This window comes from Hymenobacter nitidus (assembly GCF_020447315.1).
Classification (GTDB): domain Bacteria; phylum Bacteroidota; class Bacteroidia; order Cytophagales; family Hymenobacteraceae; genus Hymenobacter; species Hymenobacter nitidus.
On the sequence record NZ_JAJADQ010000014.1, the window covers coordinates 113,119 to 136,608 of the forward strand.

Sequence of the window (23,490 nt, forward strand, 5' to 3'; positions counted from 1 at the left end):
AACCTCCTCCATGTTCTACAACGCAAGCCCTATTTATTTCCTCGTCATTGCGGCGATGGTCGTAAGCTGGATCATCCAGTGGCGGCTGCGCAGCAAGTCTGAGAAATACGCCCAGATTGGCCTGCAGTCGGGCCTCTCCGGCCGGCAGATTGCCGAGTTAATGCTGGCCGACCACGGCATTACCGACGTGCGGGTCATCTCCACCGAAGGCCGCCTGACCGACCACTACAACCCCGCCGATAAGACCGTTAACCTCAGCGAAACCGTGTATGAGGAGCGCAGTGCCATGGCGGCGGCCGTAGCGGCCCACGAGTGCGGCCACGCCGTGCAGCACGCCACGGCCTACAGCATGCTGCAGTTCCGCTCGGCCATGGTGCCGGCCCTGAGTGGCGTGTCCAAGTTCATGCCCTTCATTCTGCTGGCCGGCGTGCTGATGATTCGCACGTCTCTCATTCCGTTGGGCGTTGGTATTGCCTTGTTTTCCCTGACCACGCTGTTCTCCTTCGTTACGCTGCCCGTCGAGTTCGATGCCAGCCGCCGGGCCCTGGCCTGGATTGATAAGCGCGGCATCGTAACGCCCCAGGAGCACGTGATGGCCAAGGATGCTCTCTGGTGGGCTGCCATGACCTACGTAGTAGCGGCCCTCAGCTCCCTGGCTACGCTGCTCTACTACGTCAGCATTTTCATGGGCAGCCGCGACCGGCGCTAATCCCGGATTGCTGGTAAAAGTCTTCTGCAACAGCCGCTCTATCTTCTGGGGCGGCTGTTGTTTTGTGGCTCCTAAACGGTAATCTGTCAAACTGCCAGCCCAAACCTGCCGGGCATCTACTAGTTATAGTAGCGGTAGTAGCGGCGGGACGAATAAAAATGCCAGCGTCCTGCTTATTGTCCAACATCTAAGGGTTAATTTTGAACCCTATTCCGCCGTCTACTGGCTCTACTTTTCCCTCCCACCCAAGCGTATTACCAATGGATTTTCAGCTCACCGAAGAACAACTCGCTGTACAAGCAGCTGCCCGTGATTTTGCACAGAGTGAACTCTGGGCCGGCGTTATTGAGCGCGACGAACACCAGAAATTCCCTACCGAGCAAATCAAGAAGATGGGCGAGCTGGGCTTTCTGGGTATGATGGTGAGCCCCGAGTACGGCGGCGGCGGCATGGATACGGTTTCCTACGTGCTGGCTATGGAGGAAATCTCCAAGGTCGATGCCTCGTGCTCCGTCATTATGTCGGTAAATAACTCGCTGGTATGCTGGGGCCTGGAAAAGTACGGTACGGAAGAGCAGAAGCGTAAGTACCTGCCCCGCCTCACCAGCGGCGAAATCATCGGGGCCTTCTGCCTCTCCGAGCCCGAAGCCGGTTCCGATGCGACGATGCAGCGCACCACAGCCGAAGACAAAGGTGACCACTACCTGCTGAACGGCACCAAAAACTGGATTACCAACGGTAGCTCAGCCTCTGTATATCTGGTAGTAGCTCAAACCAACCCTGAGCTGAAGCACCGCGGCATCAACGTGCTGATAGTGGATAAGGACATGCCCGGTTTTGTGGTGGGCCCGAAGGAGAACAAGCTCGGTATCCGTGGCTCCGACACGCACTCCCTGATGTTTACGGACGTGAAAGTGCCCAAGGAAAACCGCATCGGCGAGGACGGCTTCGGCTTCAAGTTCGCCATGCAGGTGCTGGCCGGCGGCCGGATCGGCATTGCCGCCCAGGCCCTGGGGATTGCCTCCGGCGCATTCGAGTTGTCGCTGAAGTACTCCAAGGAGCGTAAGGCATTCGGCGTCGAAATCGCCAAGCACCAGGCCATTCAGTTTAAGCTGGCCGACATGGCTACCAACATCGACGCGGCCCGCTTGCTGTGCCTGCAAGCCGCCCACGATAAGGACGCTCATCAGGACTACGCCAAGACGGGCGCCATGGCCAAGCTCTTCGCTTCGAAAGTTGCTATGGATACGGCCGTGGAAGCCGTACAGATCCACGGTGGCTACGGTTTTGTGAAAGAATTCCACGTGGAGCGCATGATGCGCGACGCTAAAATCACCCAGATTTACGAGGGAACCTCTGAGATTCAGAAAATTGTAATCTCGCGTGAATTGCTGAAGTAAAAGGCGAATTGCCTAAAAGTCAGAATCATTGCATTAAACCCAGCCATAAAATGGCTGGGTTTTTCGTTTTTGTGAATTTTTATATGTTATTTTGCATTGTCTAAATCCAACCCCTCCACTGGTCGGTTTTAACCCGCTACCCCAACCACCCACTAGAATATGGAAGATTACAATAAAGTGATAGAGTCGCTTGGTGTACGATACATTAAAGCGAAGAATTTGGTCCTTCAGCAGCCGTTCACGGTTCGTAATTACTATGATGTTGGCAATAACCTGATCCTGCTGCACAAGGGCCGTATTGCCTTCGGCGACGAGGAGCAAACCGTGGAAGAAGGCGAAATGCTCTTCATTCCCGGTGGCCGCGCTACCAAGGTGAGCTACGGCGAAGCCGCTGGTAAGTCGATTACCAACGATGACCTGATCAGCAACAAGGACAAGTTCTTCCACTCCAACGCTGATCTGGACCTGATTGGCGATGCCGAGGAAAGCCACAGCCACGTGAGCTTTGAGGCTAAGGTGTTCGACTCGGTGAACTTCTTCGCCTCGCTCGACGTGCCTGCCTTCCTGATTACTGGCAACTCTAAGCTGGCCAATCTGGTGATTAAGGTGGTAGAAGAAAGCCTGCAGGAACTGCCCGGCCGGGAGCGTCTTATCACCATCTACACCGAGAACATCGTGGTGGAGATTGTGCGCTACATTCTTAAGAACAAGATGTTTGTGGAGCAGCTCGCTACCAACAGCACCTACTTCAAGGATCCGCGCCTCATCGACCTGTTCAACTACATCAAGGAGAACATCGGTGGCGACTTGTCGAACAAGGTGCTCTCGAGCGTGGCCAACGTGAGTGAGGACTATGTAGGTCAGTACTTCAAGATGCTGACCGGTATTAATCCCCAGGACTACATCGAGTACCAGCGCATGGAACGCGCCGTATTCCTGCTACGCACGACCAAGAAAAGCATCCGCGACATTGGCAAGGAAGTGGGCTACAAGGACACGGCTTACTTCTGCCGCCGCTTCAAGATGATGTTCGGTATTCCGGCCGGTAAAATGCGCCGCCGCGAGTCGGCCATGAATATCTAAGCTACCTTAGAGCAAGCAAAAGGCCCGCGTCGAGTACTCGACGCGGGCCTTTTTGCTTGCTCTAAGGTAGCTAGGGCGTAGCAGTTAGCAGGGAAGATCTAGACCTTCACGTCCAGCACAGTATTGAAGGTGCGGACTACTTTCGACATTTCGGCCAGGAACTCCGGGGCCTTTTCAATCTGGTTCCCAATGACAATTACGTCGGCACCGGCTGATAGCGCGGCGTAGGCCTTTTCAGCCGTGTTGATGCCGCCACCCACTATCAGGGGAGTGTCGGTGGCCTGCCGCACAGCCCGAATCATGGTGGACGACACCGGGTACATAGCACCACTGCCTCCGTCGAGGTACATTAGGCGCAGGCCCAACTGCTCGCCGGCCATAGCCGTGCAGGCGGCAATAGTAGGCTTATCGTAGGGCAGGGGCGTGGTGCCGCTCATGTAACTGGCCGTCGTCTGACGGCCGGTATCGACGAGCATGTAGCCGGTGGGCAGAATCTGCAGGTTGCTGGCCCGTAGAAGCGGGGCGGCCACCACGTGTTGCCCGATCAGAAAGTCAGGGTTGCGGCCCGAAATCAAGGAGAGCAGCAGGATACCGTCGGCTTGGGTATCGAGGTGCAGGCTGTGGCTGGGAAAGAGCAGCACCGGAACAGCGCTGCAACTCTTTATCAAACGAATGAGCGACGCCTGGTGAGAGTTCATCACCAGGCTGCCGCCCACAAAAAAGTAGTCTACTGGGTTTGCTTCACTTAGCTGCAGCAGGTGCCGGCACCCGGCCTCGTCCAGATGGTCTGGATCGAGCAGGACGGCCAAGGATTTTTGGCCTCGGGCGCGGCGTTTACTGAGGGTTTCGTGCAGACTGGTGAGGCGCATCCGCTTCGTCGTGGTGATACGTAAAGTCGATATCCTTCGTCTCGGGTTCCACTGTGAAAGAGCCGGGAGAAGTTGCAAGGTCGGGATTTTTGACCATAGGTAAATAGTCACCCACCTTTTTCGCTACGTATGCCATCAATACGGCTGTCACCTGGGCCAGCAGCATTTTGCCGGTATCCGACTCCAGAAAGCTCTGAAAAGCAGAAGCCATCAGCTTGCCAGTGCCCGACGACTCTGCCGGAGCCTGGTACGCCTGCACCGGATAGCGGCGGGTGCGGGAGCGGGGCAGGGGCGGAAAAGGGTCGATATCGGAGTCGGTGTGGTATACATCGGGGGCCAGGTGAGCCCGCTCGTGGGTTGCGGCCGTAGCGCCCCGGTCGGCTTGGTGAGCGTGCGCCGAGCCAAAGCCCAGATCATCAGCTACGGACGTATCGACATCGGAGTAGTGATTATCGTTGTGGCGCAGCTTCTTCTTGGAGGCTGCTACTCGCTCGTGCGTGTCCCACTCGTCGAGGCCTTCCTCGAAAGCAGAGTGTTTCTTACTACTGAAAGCTTTCTTGATCAGCCAGAGGCTGCCCAACAGGCCCGCCCCGATCAGGGCGTACTTGCCGGCCGTCTGGGTTTTTTCCTTGATTTCATCAACGTCACCCTGCAGGGCGCGCTCATATTCAAGCTTTTGGCGCTCCAGAAACTCTCTTTCGTTGTCGAACAGGGGATTAGTCAGCTCAGCCATGAGGTAGATTATGCTTGACGTTTGTCAGATTTGTAGATAGTGTTGTCCAGCAGCTTGTCAGCCACACCCTGGAACAACTTTTTGTCGACTCCGACAAGGAAGATGATGAGCAGCACCAGGTAGAAACCGGCCACGGCCCCAAAGCCCCAGAAGGAGCTGTCGAAGACTTCATTCAAGGCCAGACCGGCAAAGATGCTGAGGAAAATCAGGAAAAATAGCCCGATGATGGCCATAGCCGCACCGTGCATGGTACCGACAAAGGCCACCTTGACTTTCTCCTGAACTTCGAGGCGGACTAGGTCGATGCGGGTGTCGAGGTAGCCTTTGAGGTTGCCCACCAAGCTGTCGTTGCGGGGCGTTTTGGAATCGTCGTCGTCGTAAGCCATACGGCGGGGAGAAGAATAGCGAGAAAAGATGTTAGATAGGTCGGAACCCGAAAAGCCGGCTCCTAAGCCATTTTTTCGGTTTGTTCGTTCATACGCAAAACCATACGCGGTGTCTGAGTTTTGCGTTACTTTTACTATATAATGTCCTGCTTTGAGCCAAAATCATTACCAGTTGCTGGGAGTTGCCGCTACTGCTACAACTCAGGAAATAAAGCTGGCTTACAAGCGGTTAGCTATTCAGTTTCACCCTGATAAGCACGGCGGTAGCACGCAGTTTGAGGAGCAGTTCAAAGCCATCAGCGCTGCCTACCGCGTGCTGAGCGACCCGGCCCGGCGCGCTTCCTACGACCACCAGCTGCGGGCCGCTGTGCTGCGGGCTGAGGAAGCCCGGCGCCAGCAGCAGTTTCGGGCCCAGGGCCAGCATGTGTACGGAGTGCCTATGCCGCCGCCCCAGCCCCTGCGTACCCGGCGCCCGGCCGACTCATCGGAGCGACACTACCGCACCATTCCCAAGCGCCGCCCCCGCTTCACGCGCCGCGACTACCTGCTCACGGCCGGCTTGTTTCTGCTGTTGCTGCTCTTTGTGGTGTCGGTGAAGGTGACGATGGACCACGTGACGGCCGTGAGCAACTACGAGAATGGCCTGCGGGCCTACGCCGAGCGAAAGTGGAGCACAGCGCACGGCTTTTTCTCCGAGGCCATCGAGTTTAAGCCCAGCTACACCCAGGCCCTGCGCCGCCGAGCCGAGATTGAGCAGCTTATCTATCAGAACTACAAAGCCGCCCGTGCCGACTACGAAGTGGCCCTGCAGCAGGACAACACCCCGCAGAATACCGCGCTGCTGCTGTATCGGCTGGGCCAGTGCCAGACCAATCTGGCGCAGAAAGAGTCGGCGCAGCGTAACCTCAATCAGGCACTGGCCCTCGACTCGACGCTGAGCGGGGCGTGGCTGGCCCGGGGAGAGCTGCGCCTGTTCGACCTGCTACAGTTTCAGGCCGCCGCCGATGACTTCTCCGTGGGCATGCGGCAGCGTGCGGCCACCGGCAAAAAGCCCGCCCTGAAATACCTGACTTACCGTGGCTTGGCCTTCTATAAGCTCCGCGACTTCGGGGCTGCCCGTCAGGATTACCGCGAAGTGCTGCTGCAAAATCCGAAAAACGGGCAGGTACACTTCCTGCTGGGGCGCCTGGCCCAGCAGGAAGGCAATACGGTGGCGGCCTGTGAGTTTTTCCGCCGTGCTATCCAGCTAGGTTATCTGTACGCCGGGGAAGCATTAGGACAGCAATGCCCGTAGCCGCTGCAATGAAGTAGGGTTGGAGGATCGATTAACATACTTATGCCAAATAAATTAGTAAAATATATACTATTGTAATTAGCATGCGTATTATTGCGGCAAACCTATTGTGCTGCTGCTATGAGCCGAGTCGTTGTTGTTCCCGTGGTCCGGAAGCCCCTGCTGCTTCCCTTTTTCCAGTCCCGCGTCCCGGCCGGGTTTCCTTCCCCGGCCGAAGATCATCTGGGCGCTAAGCTGGATTTGAATGCGCTGCTGCTGCCTCACCCGCACGCTACTTATCTGGTCCGGGTTGAGGGCCATAGCATGACCGGCGGCGAATCGGGAATCCGGGATGGAGCGCTGCTGGCAGTAGATTGTCGGCTTAATCCGCAGCACAACGACATCATCATTGCCGTGGTCGAGGGCCAGTACACCGTCAAACGTCTGCTCAAGCGCGGCGACATCTGGTGGCTGGTCCCTGATAACCCCACGTTTCCATCCACCCCGCTCACCGGCGAGCCAGACCTCTACGACTGTTGGGGCGTGGTGACACATGTAGTGACCGAAATTCGCCCTGGCAGACTTTCACGCTATGTTCGCATTAGTTGATTGCAACAACTTCTACGTGAGCTGCGAGCGGGCCTTTCAGCCCCGGTTGGAGGGCCGCCCCGTGGTGGTGCTCAGCAATAATGACGGCTGCATCGTTTCACGCTCCAACGAAGCCAAGGAGCTGGGCATCCGAATGGGGACGCCCTACTTTCAGGCTAAACCCGTGCTGGACCAGCACCAGGGGCACGTTTTCTCCTCCAACTATGCCCTTTACGGCGACATGTCGCGGCGGGTGATGGGCTATCTGGCGGATGTTGCCCCGGAGGTAGAAGTGTATTCGGTAGATGAGGCATTCCTGAACTTGGCTGGCATGGCACACTGGCAGGATGGGCTGGAAGCTTATGGCCACCAGATCCGGCAGGAGATTCGCCGATATGTGCACCTGCCGACCTGCGTGGGCATTGCGCCCACCAAAACCTTGGCCAAGCTGGCAAACCACATAGCCAAGAAACAAGTGGAACACGGCGGGGTGCTGTATCTGGATTCGCCGGAGCGCTGCCGTTGGGCCCTGGCGCAGGTGGCCGTAGAAGATGTGTGGGGTGTTGGCCACCAACACGCCCTCAGGCTGCACGAACAGGGCATTAGGACGGCGGCCGAGCTGGCCGGGGTGTCCGAGGTCTGGGCCCGCAAGCATTTGGGCGGGGTAGTGGGCGCCCGACTCGTGCGGGAGCTACAGGGCCGTTCGTGTCTGGAGATTACTCCCGTAGAGAGTGGGGCAAGGCAGCGGCACAGCATTGCCCACACCCGCAGTTTCGGCACCCCGCTAACGGCTTATCAGCAGCTGTTGGGCGCGGTAGCGGCCTTTACCACCCGAGCCGCGGAAAAGCTGCGCCGGCAGAACAGTGCTGTCAATATCCTGACCGTATTCATCAGCAGGAACCGCTACGGGCCCGAGCTGCCACCCTATACCCACTCCGCCACGCTAAGCCTACCCGTAGCCACGGACGACACCGCCGAACTGATCCGCTACGCCCGCACTGCGCTAAAGAGAATCTGGCAGGCGGGTGTGCCCTACAAGAAGGCCGGAGTGATTTTCAATGGTCTGGAAACGGCCGGTCAGCAACAGCTAAATCTGTTTGAAGCGCCGACCCGGGCGGCAGAGCGGGTGCGCCTGATGGCGGAGCTGGACAAGCTGAACGCCCGCTATGGAGCCGGTACCGTTGGGTTTGCTACGGCGCTGGCTGGCAAGGAGGGAGGCTGGGCCGGAAAAAAAGACTTGCGCACCCCGGCCTATACCACCAGCTTCGAGGAGTTGTGGTGCATCCATATGGATGGTGGCCTTCTTTGAGAATATAGCGTTGGCTCAACTTATCTGCAATTGCCAGCCCGCCTCACACACTTTTTCGCCCACCCAAAACAAAAAAGCCCTTCCGCGGGATGCAGAAGGGCTTTTTAGTGGTAATGGTTGGAATCGAACCAACGACACCAGCATTTTCAGTGCTGTGCTCTACCAACTGAGCTACATTACCAGCTCTTGGCCCCCGAGGCCGTTATTGCCGTTGGGGAGCACAAAAGTAGTAAACGAAAACGAACCTGCAAGAGAAGAGCAAAAAAATCTTTCTGCTAAAAAAGCCGTAATTTGTTATGCATAACGAGTATATTTCGGACCTAACCCCAAACCTACCCTTTCCCGTGCACTTCTCTATCCAAAACATCCTCTTCTTGCTCGTCGCGCTGGCAGGCTTCGGTCTGTTTGTCTGGCAGATTCGCAAGGTTCGGGCAAATATCCTCGTCGGGCGCGACCGGGATATGTCGGGCAACGTCAGCGAGCGGCTGAACAAAACCCTGCTGGTGGCTTTCGGCCAGCAAAAGATGTTTAAGCGCATCACTCCCGCCCTGTTACACCTGATTGTGTACGTGGGTTTCATCGTCATCAACATCGAGGTCATCGAGATTATGATTGATGGCCTCTTTGGCACCCACCGCGCACTGAGCTTCCTAGGGCCGCTCTACAGCCTGCTGGTCGGTACCAACGAAGTCCTCGGCGCCCTGGTAATCGTGGCCGTTATAGCGTTCTGGTGGCGCCGCAACGTGGGCGTAGTACGCCGCTTCACCGGCCCCGAGCTGCGCATGTGGCCCAAGATGGACGCCAATATCATTCTCTACGTCGAGGTGATTCTGATGGCGGCCCTGTTCACCATGAATGCCGCCGACCTGAAAATGCACCAGCTGGAAGGCGTGGACCTGCCCGGCGCTTTTCCTATCAGCTCCCTGCTCACCGGTCTGCTGCCTGATAACGTGGACGCGCTGCATATCCTGGAGCGCGTAGGCTGGTGGGCGCATATCATCGGCATTCTGTGCTTTCTGAACTACCTGCCCAGCAGCAAGCACTTCCACATCATTATGGCGTTTCCCAACGTGTACTACTCCCGCCTGGTACCGCAGGGGCAGTTTTCCAACGTCGACAGCATCACCCACGAGGTGAAGGCCATGATGGACCCCAGCTACCAAGTGCCGGCCCCGGCTACCAATCCCGATGGCTCGGCTATGGCTCCTACGCCTTTCGGGGCCAAAGATGTGGACGATTTGGCCTGGACCAACCTGCTGAACGCTTATTCCTGCACCGAGTGCGGCCGCTGCACTTCGGTGTGCCCCGCCAACATCACCGGCAAGCTGCTCTCGCCCCGCAAGATCATCATGGATACCCGCGACCGGGTGGAGGAGAAGTACAACTCGCCGCTGATTTTTCAGCCCAACCTCTACGGCACGGAAGCCAAGCACGCCGAGCAGGAAGTGCTCGACAAGGACAGCCACACGCTGCTGCGTGGCTACGTGACGCCCGAGGAGCTGTGGGCCTGCACTACCTGCAACGCCTGCGTGGAAGCCTGCCCGGTGAACATCAACCCGCTGGAAAGCATCATCGAGATGCGCCGCTTCCTGGTGCTGGAAGAGTCGGCGGCGCCCAACTCGCTGAACGTGATGTTCTCCAACATCGAGAACAACGGTGCGCCCTGGGCCTTTTCGCCTTCCGACCGGTTCAACTGGGCCGACGACCTGCACGTAGCCGAAAAGGCGGTGCAGGCCTAACTTAAGAACGCCTCATTTGCTTCTGACAAGTCTTGAATAGAAGGGCAGAAGCAGGCGGGGCAAGATTCAACAACTAACTACTGACATCTGTCAACCAAGCGTATATGGCTGAGCAAACTGCCACCCGTCAAATCAACGTTCCTCTCATGTCCAATCTGGCGGCAGCCGGGGAGGAGCCTGAAATTCTGTTCTGGGTGGGCTGCGCCGGAGCCTTCGACGACCGGTACAAGCGCGTAACCCGCGCTTTCGTGCGGATTCTGGAGCACGCGAATGTGAAGTACGCCGTGCTGGGCATGGAAGAGACCTGCACCGGCGACCCGGCCAAGCGGGCCGGTAATGAGTTCCTGTTTCAGATGCAGGCCATGCAGAACATTACCACCTTCGAGGGCTACGGCATCAAGAAGATCGTGACGGCCTGCCCGCACTGCTTCAACACGATTAAGAATGAGTACCCCGCGCTGGGCGGCAACTACGAGGTGATTCATCACAGCACCTTCCTGCAGCAGCTCATCAATGAGGGCCGCGTGGGCGTAGCCGGTGGTGGCGAGTTCAAAGGTCAGCGCATCACTTTCCACGACTCCTGCTACCTGGGTCGGGCCAACAACATCTACGAAGCCCCGCGCGACGTGCTGGCCGCCCTGGATGCCGACCTAGTGGAAATGAAGCGCAGCAAAGCAAACGGCCTGTGCTGCGGCGCCGGCGGGGCCCAGATGTGGAAAGAGCCCGAGCCCGGCAAAAAGGACATTAACGTGGAGCGCACCGAGGAAGCCCTGGCCGCGCTGGACGGCAACGCGGCCGCCCTGAACAATATGCTGGGCGTGGAAAGCGGCAACGCCGGCGCTACGCCCGTCCCGCGCAACAGCCAGCAGGGCAGCATTATTGCCGTGTCGTGCCCGTTCTGCATGACCATGATGAGCGACGGAGTGAAGAACAAGGAGCGAGAAAACAATGTGCAGGTGTTCGATATAGCCGAGCTGATTGCCACGGCCGAAGGGCTGAATGCCTAGAGCCGAAGCTCTCCGGGAATAAGAGGCATTAATGCTTCTTATTAAGGATAAGAAAGCTGCCCCGGTGGAACTTCCCACCGGGGCAGCTTATGTTTATAGGCACGGGCCGACGTACTATTGCGTTGCCTGTTGCCCGGCCCTGGTTGAGCTTATGCCCACCTGGTATCCTTCATTCTTCGGTTTCAACTCCTGCTATGTTTGTTCCCTTCTCTGAGCTGCCCGCTTCGGCCCGTATCTGGATTTATCAGGCCAGCCGTCCTTTCACTGCCACCGAGCTAGCGCAGCTGGAGCCCGAGCTGCAGCGGTTCGCGGCCGAGTGGACCAGCCATGGCCGCAACCTGGAAGCTTCGGCCGTTATTCTGCACCACCAGTTCCTGGTTATTGGATTAAACGAGGCTGTAGCCGACGCCAGCGGCTGTTCCATCGACGCCTCCGTGCGCTTCGTGCGGCTGGTGGAAGAGCAGACCGGACTTCAGCTGCTGGAAAAATCCCAGCTGGCTTTCCTAGTGGATAATCAGGTGCAGCTCATCGACCGGCGGCAGCTGCGGGAGGCTATTGCTGCTGGGCGACTTACGGCCCAGACACCCTACTTCGACAACACCGTAGCTGAAAATGGCCAGCTGCGGCAGGCGTGGCCAGCCCCGGCCGCAACGACTTGGCTGGCGAAATATTTCTAGCCCGGCGAAATGTTTTTTTGCCTCTGAGTATATTAATAGGTAAACTTAGTATTATTGCTAGGCTCAAATTGGCATAACGCAGAGCCTTCCACCTTTCCATTCCACCTTCAGACATCCATGAGGAAATTACTGTTTGTGTGCGCCGCAGCAGGTTCGGCTGCTATGCTGAGCAGTTGTGCTACGACGGGCAGCATGAGTAAAGCCGATAAGCGTTTTGCCCGCGGCGAATACGAAACTGCAATTGAACTGTACAAAGCCGATGTAGCCAAGGGCAAGAATATCGCCATGGCTAATTTTCGGCTGGCGGAGTCTTACCGACTCTCTAACCGCATCGAGCAGGCTGAAGGCTACTACAAAGCAGCACTGGATGGTGGCGTGAAAAACCCGGATGCCGCCTTTTATTATGGCCTGGCTCTGAAGGCGAATGGCAAGTTTGACGAGGCTGCTACCCAGTTTGACGCCTATACCCAGAGCGGCACCAACCGCACGCTGGCGGCCCGGGCCGAAATGGAGGCCAAGAACTCCCGCCTCGGCACCCAGATTGTGGCCATGCAGACCAACAACGAGGTGATGCCCCTGGACCAGCTGAATACGCCCTCCGCCGAGTTCAGCGCCACGCTGATGCCGACTACTAAGGAACTGGTTTTCGCTTCGGGGCGGGAAGGCAAGAAGTACGCTGGCAACGGGGAAGGCTTCAACGACCTGTTCGCCATCAAGTTCGACGACGAGGCCAAGATGACGGGTGGCACCGTGCGCAAGCTGGAGCCGGCCTTCAACACCGAAGACATGCACGAGGCCAGCGCCACCTACTCGCCCGATGGCAAGATGGTGGTGTTTGCCCGCTCCAACAATGGCTCGAAGAAGGGCTACCTGAGCGTTGACCTCTGGGCGTCGTTTTTCAAGAACGGCGTGTGGGAAGAGCCTAAGCTCATCAATATCAACGACCGCACGGCCGACGACTTCGCGCCGGTTTTCTCGCCCGACGGGCAGACGCTGTACTTCGCCTCGGGCCGCAAAGGCGGGCAGGGCGGCAACGACCTGTACAAAGCCACTCTGGGCGCTAATGGCCGCTTCACACCGGCCGAAAACCTGGGCTCAGAAATCAATACGCCCGGTAACGAGAACTTTCCGGCGGTAGCGCCCGACGGAACGCTGTACTTCTCCTCCGACGGACATGCTGGCTTAGGCAAGCTCGACATTTTCATGGTCGATAAGGGCAAGGTGCAGAATATGGGGGCGCCCATCAACAGCAACAGCGACGACTTTGCCCCCTTCTTTACAGGCAAGGATATGGGGGTTTTCGCTTCGAACCGCTCCGGCGGCAAAGGCAGCGACGACCTCTACATGTTCCGCAAGAAGCCGCTGAAACTGGTGACCTTCTACGCCGCTGGCACGCTGGTGGAGCGCAACGACAAAACCGGCGAAACCCTGCCCGTCGCCAATGAAACGGTAGCTCTGTTCGACAGCAAGGGCCAGAAGCTGCAGGAAGTGACGTCGGGGGCCGACGGTAAGTTCAGCGTCAAGCTCGACTCGGCCGCCGCCAGCTACTCACTGATTGCCGACCGCGCCGGCTACTTCACGGCCCGCAATGCCGTGAGCACCGTGGGCCGCAAACCCAGCCAGGCCGACCTGCCCAATGAGATGAACGACATCAAGGTGCCCGTAACCTTGACCCTGACTAAAATCGTGAAGAACAAGGCCATTGTGGTCGATAATATCTTCTACGACTACAACAAGTGGGACATTCGGCCCGATGCCGCCACGGAGCTGGATAAGCTGGTGGAGACGCTCACCGATAACCCCAAAATCACGATTGAGCTCAGCTCGCACACCGACTCCCGCGGTAAGGATGCTTACAACCAGACTCTGTCGCAGAAACGCGCGCAGTCGGCCGTAGACTACATCATTTCCAAGGGTGTTGACAAGAGCCGGGTTACGGCCAAGGGTTACGGCGAAACTCGTCCGGTAATCAAAACCGCTAAAACGGAAGAAGATTACCAGCGCAACCGTCGCACGGAGTTCAAAGTGACCAAGATTTCGGAATAATACAAAGCCGTATTGTTAGTTGAAAAAGGCCCTGCACAGGATTGTGCGGGGCCTTTTTGTTGTTTGTAGAACGAGTTTACGGTCGGGCTTCAGCGCAAAAATGCCCGGCAACAAACCCGGAGTGCGTGGAGTTCCGGAACTGGCACAATCCTTGGATTTATAGCTGATACGGGAGCGGATGGGCCGCTTTCCCCCAAAGCTCTTGTTGCCATGAAAAAGGCGCTACTCCTCTGCTTCGGCCTGCTTGTGCTGCTGGCTGCTGATCTTAAAGCCGCTCCGGCCAATGTAAATTTTGCCTCGGAGCGTGGCATTCCCTTTCACCTGGTATTTGATGGCCGCGCCCTGACCCGCGGCGGGGCCCGCGAAGTGCACATCGACCGGCTGGTGCCCGGCTACCACTGGGCCGAGTTTGTGATTCCGACGACCTACGGGCGACCTATAACCTACCGGACCCGGGTATTTCTGGACCCCGGCCTGGAAACAAGCTACGTGCTGGTAACCCGCCAGGGCTATCCGCCGACGCTGCGCAAAGTAGCTGCCGTGCCGCTGCGGGGCCCCCGTGGTGGGCGCTACGGTGGGCCCGACCCGCGCTATGATGACCGGGGCGGCCGCAACGACGGCTACTACGATGACTCGTCGTACGGCAACAGCAATGGCAACAACGGCGGTGGAAACGGCGGGTATTCCAATGGTGACTACAACAACTACCCACCCAACGGCGGCCAATACCCAGGAGGCGCGACGAGCAGCTACCGCCAGCTACGGGGCCAGGATGTGGATGCTCTGGTGAATACGGTCAAGAGCAAGTCGTTTGACAGCAGCCGGCTCAGCGTGGCCAAGCAGGCCCTGGAGCAGTCCGTTATTCAGGCCGACGACCTGACTCGCCTGCTGAACACGCTCGACTTTGAAAACTCCCGCGTGGAGCTGGCCAAGTTTGCCTATCCGCACGTGGCCGACCAGCAGAACTTCTACCGCGTGTATGAGTCTTTCCAGTTTGAGTCCAGCGTGCGGGAAGTGCAGGAGGCTACTAAGCGGTAGAGCAACTCAAAACCCACAAAAAAGGCTCCTGCAAGATTGCAGGAGCCTTTTTTGTGGCTGGAACTGAGCTTGCGACTAGCGGAGCCGGTCCATAGAGCGCACGAGTTGCTCGTCGCGGCGGATGAAGCGGTTGGCCAGCAGGTTGAGCAGCAAGGCTACCGTAGGCAGGTAGAAGCCGGCTTCGTAGGTGCCTGGCATCTTGATGTTGAGCATTTGCTCGCCCACGCTGGAATAGTAGAAGCAGGCGCCCAGCGTGGCCGTAATCAGCAGCAGGTTGAGCATGCCGAGCTTGAGTTGGGTGAAGCGGTTGCGGTACTGGGAAATTTCGAACAGCGCCACGGCCGCCGATACCAGGGCCAGGGCCGCAATGGCGTAGGTATTGGTGGGCACCGACATGCCCGCGTCGGCGTGGGCATAGGTCAGCTTGGTGGCCGTAAGAACCAGTTCCTGGCCGCTGGCCGGATCAAGTTTGCTCCAGATGGGCAGGAACACGACGCTAATCATGGCTAAAGCCAGCAGGAAGAGAAATACGCTTTGAATTCTTTGTATCATCTTTGTAGGTATGAAACTCTGGCCGGTGCCCAGCACCGCGCCGGGCTGGCAAAAGTAGCCAACAACGACCGGAATAACCGCATTCAAGAAAATGCCAACTGCTTATATCGTGGACGCCGTCCGCACCCCCATTGCCAAATTTGCCGGTGCCCTCAGCAGCGTACGTCCCGACGACCTGGCCGCGCACGTCTTGCGCGAGCTGTTACGCCGAAATCCTTCCGTGGATAAAACGGCGGTGGAAGATGTGATTATGGGTGCCGCCAACCAAGCCGGCGAAGACAACCGCAACGTGGCCCGCATGGCGGCGCTGCTAGCTGGCCTGCCCATTACCGTACCCGGCGTGACCGTAAACCGCCTCTGCGCCTCGGGTTTGCAAAGCATCATTGATGCGTCGCGGGCCATTATGAGCGGTGAAGGGGATATGTACCTGGCCGGGGGCTCGGAGAGCATGACCCGGGCGCCCTTCGTCATGGCCAAGTCGGAAACGGCTTTCGGCCGCGAGCTGACGGCCCACGACACCACGCTGGGCTGGCGCTTCATCAACCAGAAGCTCTCCAAGATGCACCACCCCTATGCCATGGGCGAAACCGCGGAAATCGTGGCGCGCAAGTATGGCATCACGCGGCTGGAGCAGGATGAGTTTGCCTTCAATTCCCAACGCAAATACCAGCGCGCCCTGGAAAAAGGCCGCTTCCGCCGCGAAATAGTGCCGGTATTCGTGCCCAATCCGAAAGGGGACACCGCTTTGTTCGACACCGATGAGCCGCCGCGCCTGTCTTCGATGGAGAAGCTGGCCAGCATTCGGCCCGCTTTTCAGCCCGTGGATGGCACCGTTACGGCCGGTAACTCGGCTGGTATCAACGACGGGGCCGCTGCCGTGCTGGTAGTGAGTGAAGAAGCCCTGAAACGCTACAACCTCAAACCCATGGCCCGCATTGTGGCCTCGGCCGTGGCCGGCGTCGACCCGTCGGTGATGGGGGTGGGGCCGGTGCCGGCTACCAAAAAGGTACTGCAGCGCGCCGGCCTGACCATCAACGACCTGGACCTGATTGAGCTGAACGAGGCTTTCGCGGCCCAGAGCATCGCCTGCGTGCGCGACCTGGAGCTGGACATGGACAAGGTGAACGTGAACGGCGGCTCTATTGCCATTGGGCACCCGCTGGGCGCGAGTGGGGCCCGCATTACGGCTACGCTGCTGCACGAGATGCAGCGCCGCGAAGGCGCCCGCTACGGCCTCGTGACGATGTGCGTGGGCGTAGGCCAAGGCGCGGCTACCATCTTCGAAAAACTCTAACCCAATCCCACGCAAGCCGATGGCCGAATCCCTGCTCCGCCCGACGCTTGCTGTTCCGCTGAGCGGGGTGCGCCTGCGGCCCTGGCACCTGCACGATGCCCCGGTGTTGGCCGAAACCGCCAACGACCGGGGCATCTGGCAAAATCTGCGGGACGTGTTTCCGCACCCCTACCGCCTGGAGGATGCCTACTGGTATATCGGCTTGACCACCGACCCGGACTCGCCGGATATTCACCTCGCCATTGAGGTGGAAGGAGAAGCCGCCGGCGCCATCAGCGTGCTATTCAAGGACGATATCAACCGGTGCAGTGCCGAAATTGGGTACTGGCTGGGGCGGCAGTATTGGGGGCGCGGTATTGTGGCGGAAGCCGTGAAAGTGCTGACTGACTACACCTTTGCTCATTTCGAGGTGTGCCGTTTGTACGCTGAAATCTTTGCCCGCAATGCCGCTTCGGCCCGGGTGCTGAGCAAGGCCGGGTACGAGCAGGAGGCCCGGCTACAGAAGAGCATTGTGAAGGAAGGAGAGGTGCAGGATGCTTTGCTGTTCGCCCGAATCCGGCCCTGACCTGCTGAGGAAGAACGGCGGACGAACTGGTTTCGGCCAGAAATAGTCTGTTCCATTGCTCACTCGGCATCTAACTCATTAACATCTTTTTCAGTGCGCTATTTTCTTCATCTGGCTTACGAAGGCACCGAGTACCACGGCTGGCAGGTGCAGCCCAATACCGTGACGGTGCAGCTGGAGCTGGAGCGCCGCCTGACGCAGGTGTTGCGCCAGCCCATCCACATTATGGGCAGTGGCCGCACCGATACCGGTGTGCATGCCAGCCACCAAGTAGCTCACTTCGATGCCGATATTCCTGAGGCGCTGGATGAAGCTACGGTGGTATACCGCCTGAATCGGGCCCTGCCCAAGGATATTGCCGTCCGCCTGCTGCACCCCGTGCCCGAGCGGGCCCACGCCCGCTTCGACGCTGAAGCCCGCACCTACGAGTACCACGTGCGCCTCGTGCCCGACCCGTTCAGCGTCAACCACAGCCTCTACCTGGACCGCGCCCCCGACGTGGCGGCCATGAACGAAGCGGCAGCTTCCATGGTAGGCTCGTTCGACTTTACCAGCTTCTCGAAGGTGAAAGGCGGCGAAAACCACTACGTCTGCGTGTGTTATGAAGCGGGCTGGCACCCTACGCCGGGCGGCCTGGTGTTCCGCATCCGGGCCAACCGCTTCGTGCGCGGCATGGTGCGCCTGGTGGTGGGCACGCTGCTGATGGTAGGGCGCGGCAAGATTACGCCGACCGAGTTCAAAGCCGTGCTGCTGGCCCAAAACCGGGTAGATGCCGGCGGTGCCGCCCCGGCCCAGGGCCTGTTTCTGAGCAAAGTGGAATACCCACCCGGACTGGTGCCCGAGGCAGCCGCCCCGGTAGGAATGCCGTATTTTGCCCTGCGGTAAGCCTGCCCGCTCATTCCCCGGGGCCGTAACTTTCCGGTGGCCGGCCCGGTTAGTGCAGTTCGCCGCCTCCTCTCTCAAACCCCGCCTCTTGTGGAACAAGCTACCACCGCCACCAAATCCGGCAACATCTTCGACTGGCAGGTTTTGAGCCGCCTGATGACGTATGTGCGGCCCTACCGGCGGATCTTTTACTTCCTGATTTTCCTGACGGTAGCCACGGCCGCCCTCGGCACGCTGCGCCCCTTCCTGATTCAGCGCATGGTCGACGTGAGCATTGAGCAGGGCGACGTGCTGGGCCTGAACAAGATGTTTGGCCTGCTGCTGATTCTGCTGGTGGCTCACGCCCTGGTCAGCTACCTGCAAACCTACTTCGGCGGCTGGCTCGGCCAGTACATCGTGCGCGACATTCGGGTGGACCTATACAAGCACATTCTGAACCTGCGCCTCAAGTTCTTCGACCGCACGCCCATCGGGGTGCTGGTCACGCGCAACATCTCCGACGTGGAAACCCTCTCCGACGTGTTCAGCGAGGGGCTGGCAGCCATGATTGGCGACATCCTGCAGTTGCTCTTCATCATGGGCTTCATGTTCTGGATTGACTGGCGCCTGACGCTGGTCAGCCTGTCCGTGATTCCGCCGCTGCTCTATAGTACCTATATCTTCAAGGAAAAGGTGAAAACCTCGTTCCAGGAAGTGCGCACGGCGGTGGCCAACCTGAACTCCTTCGTGCAAGAGCACCTGACGGGCATGAACGTGGTGCAGATCTTCAACAACGAGGCCCGGGAGCACCGTAAGTTCAAGGCCATCAACCAGGAGCATACCCGGGCCAACATCCGTTCGGTGCTTTACTACAGCATCTACTTTCCCGTGGCCGAAGTGCTGGCCGCAGTAGGCGTGGGGCTACTGGTGTGGTACGCGGCCCAGGGCCAGATTGAAGGCACGATTTCCAAAGGCGCCCTGATTGCCTTTATCATGTACAACGCCCTGTTCTTCCGTCCCATCCGCCAGATTGCCGACCGGTTCAACACCCTGCAGTTGGGCCTGGTGAGCACCGAGCGGCTGCTGAAGCTGCTCGACAGCAAGGAACTCATTGCCGACAACGGCACCTATGCCCCGGCCAACCTGCAAGGCGACGTGAAATTCGACAAGGTCTGGTTTGCCTACAACGATGAGGAATGGGTGCTGCGCGACGTGAGCTTCGAGGTGAAGGCCGGCCAGACCATTGCCTTCGTGGGCGCTACCGGCGCGGGCAAAACTAGCATTATCAATCTGCTGAGCCGCTTCTACGAAATCAACAAGGGCACGATTTCCGTGGATGGCCATGACCTGCGCGAGTACGACCTCAAGGAGCTGCGCCGCCACATCGGCGTGGTGCTGCAGGACGTGTTTCTGTTTGCCGGCACCATTCAGGACAACATCACGCTGGGCAACCAGGACATTACCGAAGCGCAGATATGGGCCGCGGCCGACCTGGTGGGCGCCCGACGCTTTATCGAGCGGCTGCCCGGCGGCCTGCAGTACCCCGTGATGGAGCGGGGTGCTACGCTCTCGGTGGGGCAGCGCCAGCTCATCAGCTTCGTGCGGGCCATGGTCTATCAGCCCCGCATCATTATTCTGGACGAGGCCACTTCCTCGGTCGACAGTGAAACCGAGGAGCTGATTCAGCAGGCCATTGAGAAGCTGATGCAGGGCCGCACTTCGCTGGTTATTGCCCACCGTCTGAGCACCATCCAGAAAGCTGACCGCATCATCGTGCTGGACCGGGGTGAAATAAAGGAATCCGGGACGCACGAGGAGCTGCTGCGCCACGGCGGCTTCTACCAGCAGCTCTACCAGATGCAGTACAAAGACGCTCTGAATACCCCCGCCGAATAACCCGTCCCTATGACCCGCTGGCTTTTCCTGCTCATTATCGTTTTCACCGTTGGCGCGGCCATCCTCTACGCCTACGTGGGCGGCTTCAAGTCGCCGGTTATTACCATCACCACGACCAAGGCCCCGATTTTCCTGGCCGGCCAGGCCTTTTACGGCTCCGCCAACGACGAGAAGTTCGGGCCCCTGTTTCGCGGCGTGAAGGATGCTAAAGACCAGGGCAAGCTGCGCGGCGAGTTGGCCAATATCTACTACAACGACCCCGAAAAAGCCCGCGACACGGTGCGGGCCTTCGTCGGTATGGTCGTGGCCGATACCGTGTCGCAGCAGCTGCCCGCGGGCTACCGCTACCGGGTATTCGCAGCCGGACAGCGTGTGGTGCAAGCCCGCAGCACGGCTAGCTACTTGGTGGCCCCCGGCAAGCTCTATCCCGCCATTGCCGACGCAGCCAAGCAGCAGAAGCTCAAGCTGCGCCACGTGTATCTGGAACGGTTTCCCGAGCAGGGCGAGTCGGAAGTGCTGGCGGTGGTGGAGTAACAAGCCCGTGCGCCCGTGGCCGCATAAATGGGCCCCGGCAGAGTAGCGTGTATAGCGCATAAAAAAAGCTCCTGACCAGTGGGTTAGGAGCTTTTGCGGAAGCGTTACCCCGGGGTAGCGCCCTAGCGCCCCAGATAGAAGGCCGCTCCTATTTGCAGGTTGCTTAGCCCGATACCGGCTTCAAAGCGGCTGGACGTTGACTTCAGCGGCGTTGGCGTAGTCAGATCGTCACGAGTGGTTTCATTCTTGGTCCGCCGATACAGCAGGCCTTGCAAAGACACCTCCAGCCCAAGCTTAGCCGAGGGAAAAAAGACGAAGCCCGGCGCCAGCTGGGCATAATATCCCGAGCCGGTCGTGAGGGACTCGGAATCGTTGGCTACCAAGGGGCTCGCTGAGATGCTCTCCGAGCGAAACCCCTGGTAGCCAGCCCCCAAGTGCCCAAAAAAGGCTGCTTTCTCCCCCACGAAGGCGTAGTAGCGCGCCATCGGGCCCACATTGAAGCGGCGCGTTTTCATTTCGATTGTACCGTTTTCCACCACCCGGCCCGGCCCGGTGCCAAAGACAGGCACAGCTATAAGGTATTGGTACTGAGTGTTTCCGGTAATCGAGTAGTCGGCGCTGACGCCCAGGGCCAGATTATCGGTCAGGAAGTAGCCCGCCGTGGGGCCAATGGCAAACTGGATGGATTTATTCAGCTTGAATCTTCTGTCGGTATTGTCCAGCGCACCCTCACGGCTCTGCTGAGAGTAGCCCAGGCTGCCACCAAGCAGAATAGTGCCTGGCCCAAGCTGGGCCTGTGCGGTATGGGTTAGCAGCGTGAGTACAGCCGCGCCCCAGATAAAATTTCTCATGCAGGAAGAAGAATAAGGCCAATGATGAAGCCGCCGGCTGCGGCAGGTAGGCAGGCAGGGCGGTACACCGCAAAAAAAGCTTCCGGCCCCTGGGCCGGAAGCTTTCTGGTTTTACTTGGGAAAGCCCACAGGCTTAGCGGCCGAGGTAGAACGTGCCACCGAACTGTAGCTGGTCGAGGCCGAAGTTGGCCCCAAAGACGCTGCTGCTGGCTTCAAAGTCGGATGGCGCGGAGCCTCCCGTGTTCGTTGGGTAGTCGTAGTTCAACCGGTCGTAGCCCAGGCCCCCGATAGAGGCACTGATGCCTAGCTTCGGGACGGGAAAGAAGATGATGCCCGGCGTCAGGCCCGCGTAAAAGCCCGAGGCTTTTTGCTCGCTGATCTGAATACCACCCATAGGGCCATTATTGATGTAGTCGTATCTTTTTAGGCTCTGGTAGCCCCCGCCCAGCGTGCCGACTACGCCAAACTGCTCGCTCAGCATTTTATAATACTGCACATACGGGCCGACCTGAATCGTGCGGGTGGGGTCCAACTCCTCCCGGCTCGGATTATTGGGGGAAGGGCTGGACGTGGTATAGGGCCGGCGCTCGGAGCTATAGCCCAGCGAGAGGCCCAGGGCTAAGTTGTCGTTCAGGAAATACCCCACCGACGGTGAGAAGCGAAACTCGCTGCTCTTCGTCTCATACGAGTAGTTCTGGCCCTGAAACGAGCTGCTGGTTTTGTCGGTAGACTTGCTGTAGCCGATAGTGCCACCCAGGGAAATAGTGCCAGCCGCAATGCTTTGGGCGTGTACGGCTTCGGTACCGGCTGCCAGCAAGGCAAGCAGGAAGATCTTTTTCATAAACTATAATAAAGGTGAAGCGGCAAAGGTAGTGGCCGCTTCCAAAGCTGAACGGAAAACTTTGCCCGGTCAGAAAATAAAAAAGGCCTCATCCGTGCTGGAAAAGGCCTTCTGGGCTGGTAGTCGGGGTGGCAGGATTCGAACCTACGGCCTCGTCGTCCCGAACGACGCGCGCTACCGGGCTGCGCTACACCCCGTATTCTGTGCCGCGTAAAGCACAGTTAAATTTTTGGTTACGGCCGAAAAAAGCCTCCAGACCGAAGTCTGGAGGCTTTTCGAACAGTAAACTGCTCCGTCGGAGTGGCAGGATTCGAACCTACGACCTCCAGCACCCCATGCTGGCGCGATACCAGGCTACGCTACACCCCGAGGAATCGTGCCACAAATGTAAGACAGAAATTCAGTGACGCGCAACAAATTTCAATATCTTTTTGCGTCATGGCATAAGCGGCAGGTCTAGTCGCCTGATTATAAGAAGGTTTATATTCGGTATTTCGCGACGCTAACGACGTCTGCCCGCAGTTTGCGTGGCTCCCGGCAATCGGGCACATGGTTTGCAAGCGGGCTGGGCGCCGGGCCGGCAGGTGGCCAAAGGCTTGAGTACCTCACTTCGAAATTTGCAATTGTGCTTTGATTATGAGTAATATAGAGAAAGAGAAGCCGTCAAAAAGTACCGGAAACGGTACAGATTATTTATCTTTACAGGCATAATAGAAATGTCGATAACTACGTTTGGGGTGGGTATGAAAACGGTTGTGGTAACCCTCGGCTTGGGAATAGGAATAACGCTGCTAAGCCTCTGCACGGCTCAGGCACAAACGAAACCAGCGGCCAGCAAGGCGGCTACGCCCGTCAAGGCCGTAGCAAACAAGCCGGCCGCCGCCAGCGTGGCGGCCGTGAAGCCCACGGAAGAAAAGGCAGCCCCGCCGGAGCTGATTACCAGCAAGATGGAAACCGTAGCGCCTTCCACCGATGCCATCAAGGTGCGGGTCGATACCAATCCGCTCACCAAGCGTCTGATTGTGCGCACCAACGTTTCGGGTCCCACGCGGGTGGAAGTCAATGATGCCAACGGTCGCCCCGTCATCACCCGCGACCTGATGGCCGGCGACGAAGCCACTACCCTGGACGTAAGTCAGCTGCCGGCCGGCTACTATATCGTGCAGTGCACTTCTGGTTCGCGCAGCGGTGTGCGCCGCGTGATGATCGGGCAGTAGCCTAGCTTACTGACGCTTT

General features: G+C 58.5%; 23 protein-coding genes and 3 tRNA genes. 17 read left to right on the forward strand and 9 right to left on the reverse strand.

Features of this window, described 5'->3' with window-relative positions; translation table 11 throughout:
• Positions 1-10 precede the first annotated feature (10 nt).
• From LGH70_RS21445 to LGH70_RS21455, 3 genes are all read left to right on the forward strand, one after another.
• A complete protein-coding gene (locus LGH70_RS21445; RefSeq protein WP_226189876.1) occupies positions 11-709 on the forward strand; it encodes a zinc metallopeptidase in 699 nt (232 codons plus the stop codon).
• Between the two features lie 260 nt (positions 710-969).
• The gene (locus tag LGH70_RS21450) at positions 970-2,109 is read left to right on the forward strand and encodes an acyl-CoA dehydrogenase (RefSeq protein WP_226189877.1); all 1,140 of its coding nucleotides are present in this window, start codon (positions 970-972) and stop codon (positions 2,107-2,109) included.
• Between the two features lie 159 nt (positions 2,110-2,268).
• Positions 2,269-3,192, forward strand: coding sequence for a helix-turn-helix domain-containing protein (locus LGH70_RS21455; RefSeq protein ID WP_226189878.1), 924 nt, complete (start codon positions 2,269-2,271; stop codon positions 3,190-3,192).
• A 98-nt stretch (positions 3,193-3,290) separates the two neighbouring features.
• Here LGH70_RS21455 and LGH70_RS21460 read toward each other — a convergent pair whose 3' ends face one another.
• The 3 genes from LGH70_RS21460 to LGH70_RS21470 are packed head-to-tail and all read right to left on the reverse strand — an operon-like array spanning position 3,291 to position 5,180.
• Positions 3,291-4,061 (reverse strand): geranylgeranylglyceryl/heptaprenylglyceryl phosphate synthase, encoded by a 771-nt coding sequence (locus LGH70_RS21460; protein ID WP_226189879.1) that lies wholly within the window; start codon positions 4,059-4,061, stop codon positions 3,291-3,293.
• Positions 4,027-4,794 carry a hypothetical protein gene (locus tag LGH70_RS21465; RefSeq protein WP_226189880.1) on the reverse strand — a complete coding sequence of 256 codons (768 nt, stop codon included), beginning with the start codon at positions 4,792-4,794 and terminating at the stop codon, positions 4,027-4,029. The genes LGH70_RS21460 and LGH70_RS21465 overlap by 35 nt, the downstream gene beginning before the upstream one ends.
• Positions 4,795-4,802: 8 nt before the next feature.
• Positions 4,803-5,180, reverse strand: coding sequence for a phage holin family protein (locus tag LGH70_RS21470; RefSeq protein ID WP_226189881.1), 378 nt, complete (start codon positions 5,178-5,180; stop codon positions 4,803-4,805).
• 151 nt (positions 5,181-5,331) lie between these two features.
• On the opposite strand from LGH70_RS21470, the gene LGH70_RS21475 reads away from it, so the two are divergent.
• The 3 genes from LGH70_RS21475 (at position 5,332) to LGH70_RS21485 (ending at position 8,350) form a co-directional block, all read left to right on the forward strand.
• The gene (locus LGH70_RS21475; protein WP_226189883.1) at positions 5,332-6,474 is read left to right on the forward strand and encodes a J domain-containing protein; all 1,143 of its coding nucleotides are present in this window, start codon (positions 5,332-5,334) and stop codon (positions 6,472-6,474) included.
• Positions 6,475-6,594: 120 nt separating this feature from the next.
• Positions 6,595-7,062, forward strand: coding sequence for a LexA family protein (locus tag LGH70_RS21480; RefSeq protein ID WP_226189886.1), 468 nt, complete (start codon positions 6,595-6,597; stop codon positions 7,060-7,062).
• Positions 7,046-8,350, forward strand: coding sequence for a Y-family DNA polymerase (locus LGH70_RS21485; RefSeq protein WP_226189888.1), 1,305 nt, complete (start codon positions 7,046-7,048; stop codon positions 8,348-8,350). Before LGH70_RS21480 ends, LGH70_RS21485 begins: the two co-directional genes overlap by 17 nt.
• Positions 8,351-8,458: 108 nt before the next feature.
• Here the strand turns inward: LGH70_RS21485 and LGH70_RS21490 are convergent.
• Positions 8,459-8,531, reverse strand: a tRNA-Phe gene (locus LGH70_RS21490).
• A gap of 163 nt (positions 8,532-8,694) precedes the next feature.
• On the opposite strand from LGH70_RS21490, the gene LGH70_RS21495 reads away from it, so the two are divergent.
• The 5 genes from LGH70_RS21495 to LGH70_RS21515 all read left to right on the forward strand — a co-directional run bounded on the left by LGH70_RS21495 (position 8,695) and on the right by LGH70_RS21515 (position 14,857).
• A complete protein-coding gene (locus LGH70_RS21495; protein ID WP_226189890.1) occupies positions 8,695-10,089 on the forward strand; it encodes a 4Fe-4S dicluster domain-containing protein in 1,395 nt (464 codons plus the stop codon).
• Between the two features lie 146 nt (positions 10,090-10,235).
• Positions 10,236-11,096, forward strand: a complete 861-nt coding sequence (locus LGH70_RS21500) for a (Fe-S)-binding protein (protein ID WP_226189933.1) — start codon at positions 10,236-10,238, stop codon at positions 11,094-11,096.
• A 194-nt stretch (positions 11,097-11,290) separates the two neighbouring features.
• Positions 11,291-11,773, forward strand: coding sequence for a hypothetical protein (locus LGH70_RS21505; protein WP_226189891.1), 483 nt, complete (start codon positions 11,291-11,293; stop codon positions 11,771-11,773).
• A gap of 117 nt (positions 11,774-11,890) precedes the next feature.
• Positions 11,891-13,819 (forward strand): CHU_0125 family OmpA-like outer membrane integrity protein, encoded by a 1,929-nt coding sequence (locus LGH70_RS21510; protein ID WP_226189892.1) that lies wholly within the window; start codon positions 11,891-11,893, stop codon positions 13,817-13,819.
• 210 nt (positions 13,820-14,029) lie between these two features.
• Positions 14,030-14,857, forward strand: a complete 828-nt coding sequence (locus tag LGH70_RS21515; protein ID WP_226189893.1) for a proline and serine-rich protein 1 family protein — start codon at positions 14,030-14,032, stop codon at positions 14,855-14,857.
• 75 nt (positions 14,858-14,932) lie between these two features.
• On the opposite strand, the gene LGH70_RS21520 is transcribed toward LGH70_RS21515, so the two are convergent.
• Complete coding sequence (locus LGH70_RS21520) at positions 14,933-15,409, reverse strand: DUF4293 domain-containing protein (protein ID WP_226189894.1); 477 nt, start codon at positions 15,407-15,409, stop codon at positions 14,933-14,935.
• Between the two features lie 91 nt (positions 15,410-15,500).
• Between LGH70_RS21520 and LGH70_RS21525 the strand changes: the two genes are divergently transcribed.
• The 5 genes from LGH70_RS21525 to LGH70_RS21545 all read left to right on the forward strand — a co-directional run bounded on the left by LGH70_RS21525 (position 15,501) and on the right by LGH70_RS21545 (position 20,562).
• Positions 15,501-16,703 carry a thiolase family protein gene (locus tag LGH70_RS21525; RefSeq protein ID WP_226189895.1) on the forward strand — a complete coding sequence of 401 codons (1,203 nt, stop codon included), beginning with the start codon at positions 15,501-15,503 and terminating at the stop codon, positions 16,701-16,703.
• A gap of 19 nt (positions 16,704-16,722) precedes the next feature.
• Complete coding sequence (locus LGH70_RS21530; protein WP_226189896.1) at positions 16,723-17,268, forward strand: GNAT family N-acetyltransferase; 546 nt, start codon at positions 16,723-16,725, stop codon at positions 17,266-17,268.
• A gap of 93 nt (positions 17,269-17,361) precedes the next feature.
• Positions 17,362-18,153, forward strand: coding sequence for a tRNA pseudouridine(38-40) synthase TruA (gene truA / locus LGH70_RS21535; protein ID WP_226189897.1), 792 nt, complete (start codon positions 17,362-17,364; stop codon positions 18,151-18,153).
• 156 nt (positions 18,154-18,309) lie between these two features.
• A complete protein-coding gene (locus LGH70_RS21540; RefSeq protein WP_226189934.1) occupies positions 18,310-20,028 on the forward strand; it encodes an ABC transporter ATP-binding protein in 1,719 nt (572 codons plus the stop codon).
• A 9-nt stretch (positions 20,029-20,037) separates the two neighbouring features.
• Complete coding sequence (locus LGH70_RS21545) at positions 20,038-20,562, forward strand: hypothetical protein (RefSeq protein WP_226189899.1); 525 nt, start codon at positions 20,038-20,040, stop codon at positions 20,560-20,562.
• A 122-nt stretch (positions 20,563-20,684) separates the two neighbouring features.
• Here LGH70_RS21545 and LGH70_RS21550 read toward each other — a convergent pair whose 3' ends face one another.
• The 4 genes from LGH70_RS21550 to LGH70_RS21565 form a co-directional block, all read right to left on the reverse strand.
• Positions 20,685-21,413, reverse strand: a complete 729-nt coding sequence (locus tag LGH70_RS21550) for an outer membrane beta-barrel protein (RefSeq protein ID WP_226189901.1) — start codon at positions 21,411-21,413, stop codon at positions 20,685-20,687.
• A gap of 133 nt (positions 21,414-21,546) precedes the next feature.
• A complete protein-coding gene (locus LGH70_RS21555; RefSeq protein ID WP_226189903.1) occupies positions 21,547-22,254 on the reverse strand; it encodes an outer membrane beta-barrel protein in 708 nt (235 codons plus the stop codon).
• A gap of 123 nt (positions 22,255-22,377) precedes the next feature.
• Positions 22,378-22,451, reverse strand: a tRNA-Pro gene (locus tag LGH70_RS21560).
• Positions 22,452-22,549: 98 nt separating this feature from the next.
• Positions 22,550-22,623, reverse strand: a tRNA-Pro gene (locus tag LGH70_RS21565).
• Between the two features lie 374 nt (positions 22,624-22,997).
• Here LGH70_RS21565 and LGH70_RS21570 point away from each other — a divergent pair.
• A complete protein-coding gene (locus LGH70_RS21570) occupies positions 22,998-23,471 on the forward strand; it encodes a T9SS type A sorting domain-containing protein (RefSeq protein ID WP_226189905.1) in 474 nt (157 codons plus the stop codon).
• Positions 23,472-23,490 lie beyond the last annotated feature (19 nt).

Coding starts and splice junctions, on each gene's coding strand:
- LGH70_RS21545 (WP_226189899.1), top strand. CDS start 20,038: ATGACCCGCTGGCTTTTCCTGCTCATTATCGTTTTCACCGTTGGCGCG.
- LGH70_RS21570 (WP_226189905.1), top strand. CDS start 22,998: ATGAAAACGGTTGTGGTAACCCTCGGCTTGGGAATAGGAATAACGCTG.
- LGH70_RS21520 (WP_226189894.1), bottom strand. CDS start 15,409: ATGATACAAAGAATTCAAAGCGTATTTCTCTTCCTGCTGGCTTTAGCC.
- LGH70_RS21510 (WP_226189892.1), top strand. CDS start 11,891: ATGAGGAAATTACTGTTTGTGTGCGCCGCAGCAGGTTCGGCTGCTATG.
- LGH70_RS21445 (WP_226189876.1), top strand. CDS start 11: ATGTTCTACAACGCAAGCCCTATTTATTTCCTCGTCATTGCGGCGATG.
- LGH70_RS21555 (WP_226189903.1), bottom strand. CDS start 22,254: ATGAAAAAGATCTTCCTGCTTGCCTTGCTGGCAGCCGGTACCGAAGCC.
- LGH70_RS21450 (WP_226189877.1), top strand. CDS start 970: ATGGATTTTCAGCTCACCGAAGAACAACTCGCTGTACAAGCAGCTGCC.
- LGH70_RS21505 (WP_226189891.1), top strand. CDS start 11,291: ATGTTTGTTCCCTTCTCTGAGCTGCCCGCTTCGGCCCGTATCTGGATT.
- LGH70_RS21515 (WP_226189893.1), top strand. CDS start 14,030: ATGAAAAAGGCGCTACTCCTCTGCTTCGGCCTGCTTGTGCTGCTGGCT.
- LGH70_RS21465 (WP_226189880.1), bottom strand. CDS start 4,794: ATGGCTGAGCTGACTAATCCCCTGTTCGACAACGAAAGAGAGTTTCTG.
- LGH70_RS21530 (WP_226189896.1), top strand. CDS start 16,723: ATGGCCGAATCCCTGCTCCGCCCGACGCTTGCTGTTCCGCTGAGCGGG.
- LGH70_RS21525 (WP_226189895.1), top strand. CDS start 15,501: ATGCCAACTGCTTATATCGTGGACGCCGTCCGCACCCCCATTGCCAAA.
- LGH70_RS21550 (WP_226189901.1), bottom strand. CDS start 21,413: ATGAGAAATTTTATCTGGGGCGCGGCTGTACTCACGCTGCTAACCCAT.
- LGH70_RS21500 (WP_226189933.1), top strand. CDS start 10,236: ATGTCCAATCTGGCGGCAGCCGGGGAGGAGCCTGAAATTCTGTTCTGG.
- LGH70_RS21470 (WP_226189881.1), bottom strand. CDS start 5,180: ATGGCTTACGACGACGACGATTCCAAAACGCCCCGCAACGACAGCTTG.
- LGH70_RS21460 (WP_226189879.1), bottom strand. CDS start 4,061: ATGCGCCTCACCAGTCTGCACGAAACCCTCAGTAAACGCCGCGCCCGA.
- LGH70_RS21485 (WP_226189888.1), top strand. CDS start 7,046: ATGTTCGCATTAGTTGATTGCAACAACTTCTACGTGAGCTGCGAGCGG.
- LGH70_RS21540 (WP_226189934.1), top strand. CDS start 18,310: ATGACGTATGTGCGGCCCTACCGGCGGATCTTTTACTTCCTGATTTTC.
- LGH70_RS21455 (WP_226189878.1), top strand. CDS start 2,269: ATGGAAGATTACAATAAAGTGATAGAGTCGCTTGGTGTACGATACATT.
- LGH70_RS21480 (WP_226189886.1), top strand. CDS start 6,595: ATGAGCCGAGTCGTTGTTGTTCCCGTGGTCCGGAAGCCCCTGCTGCTT.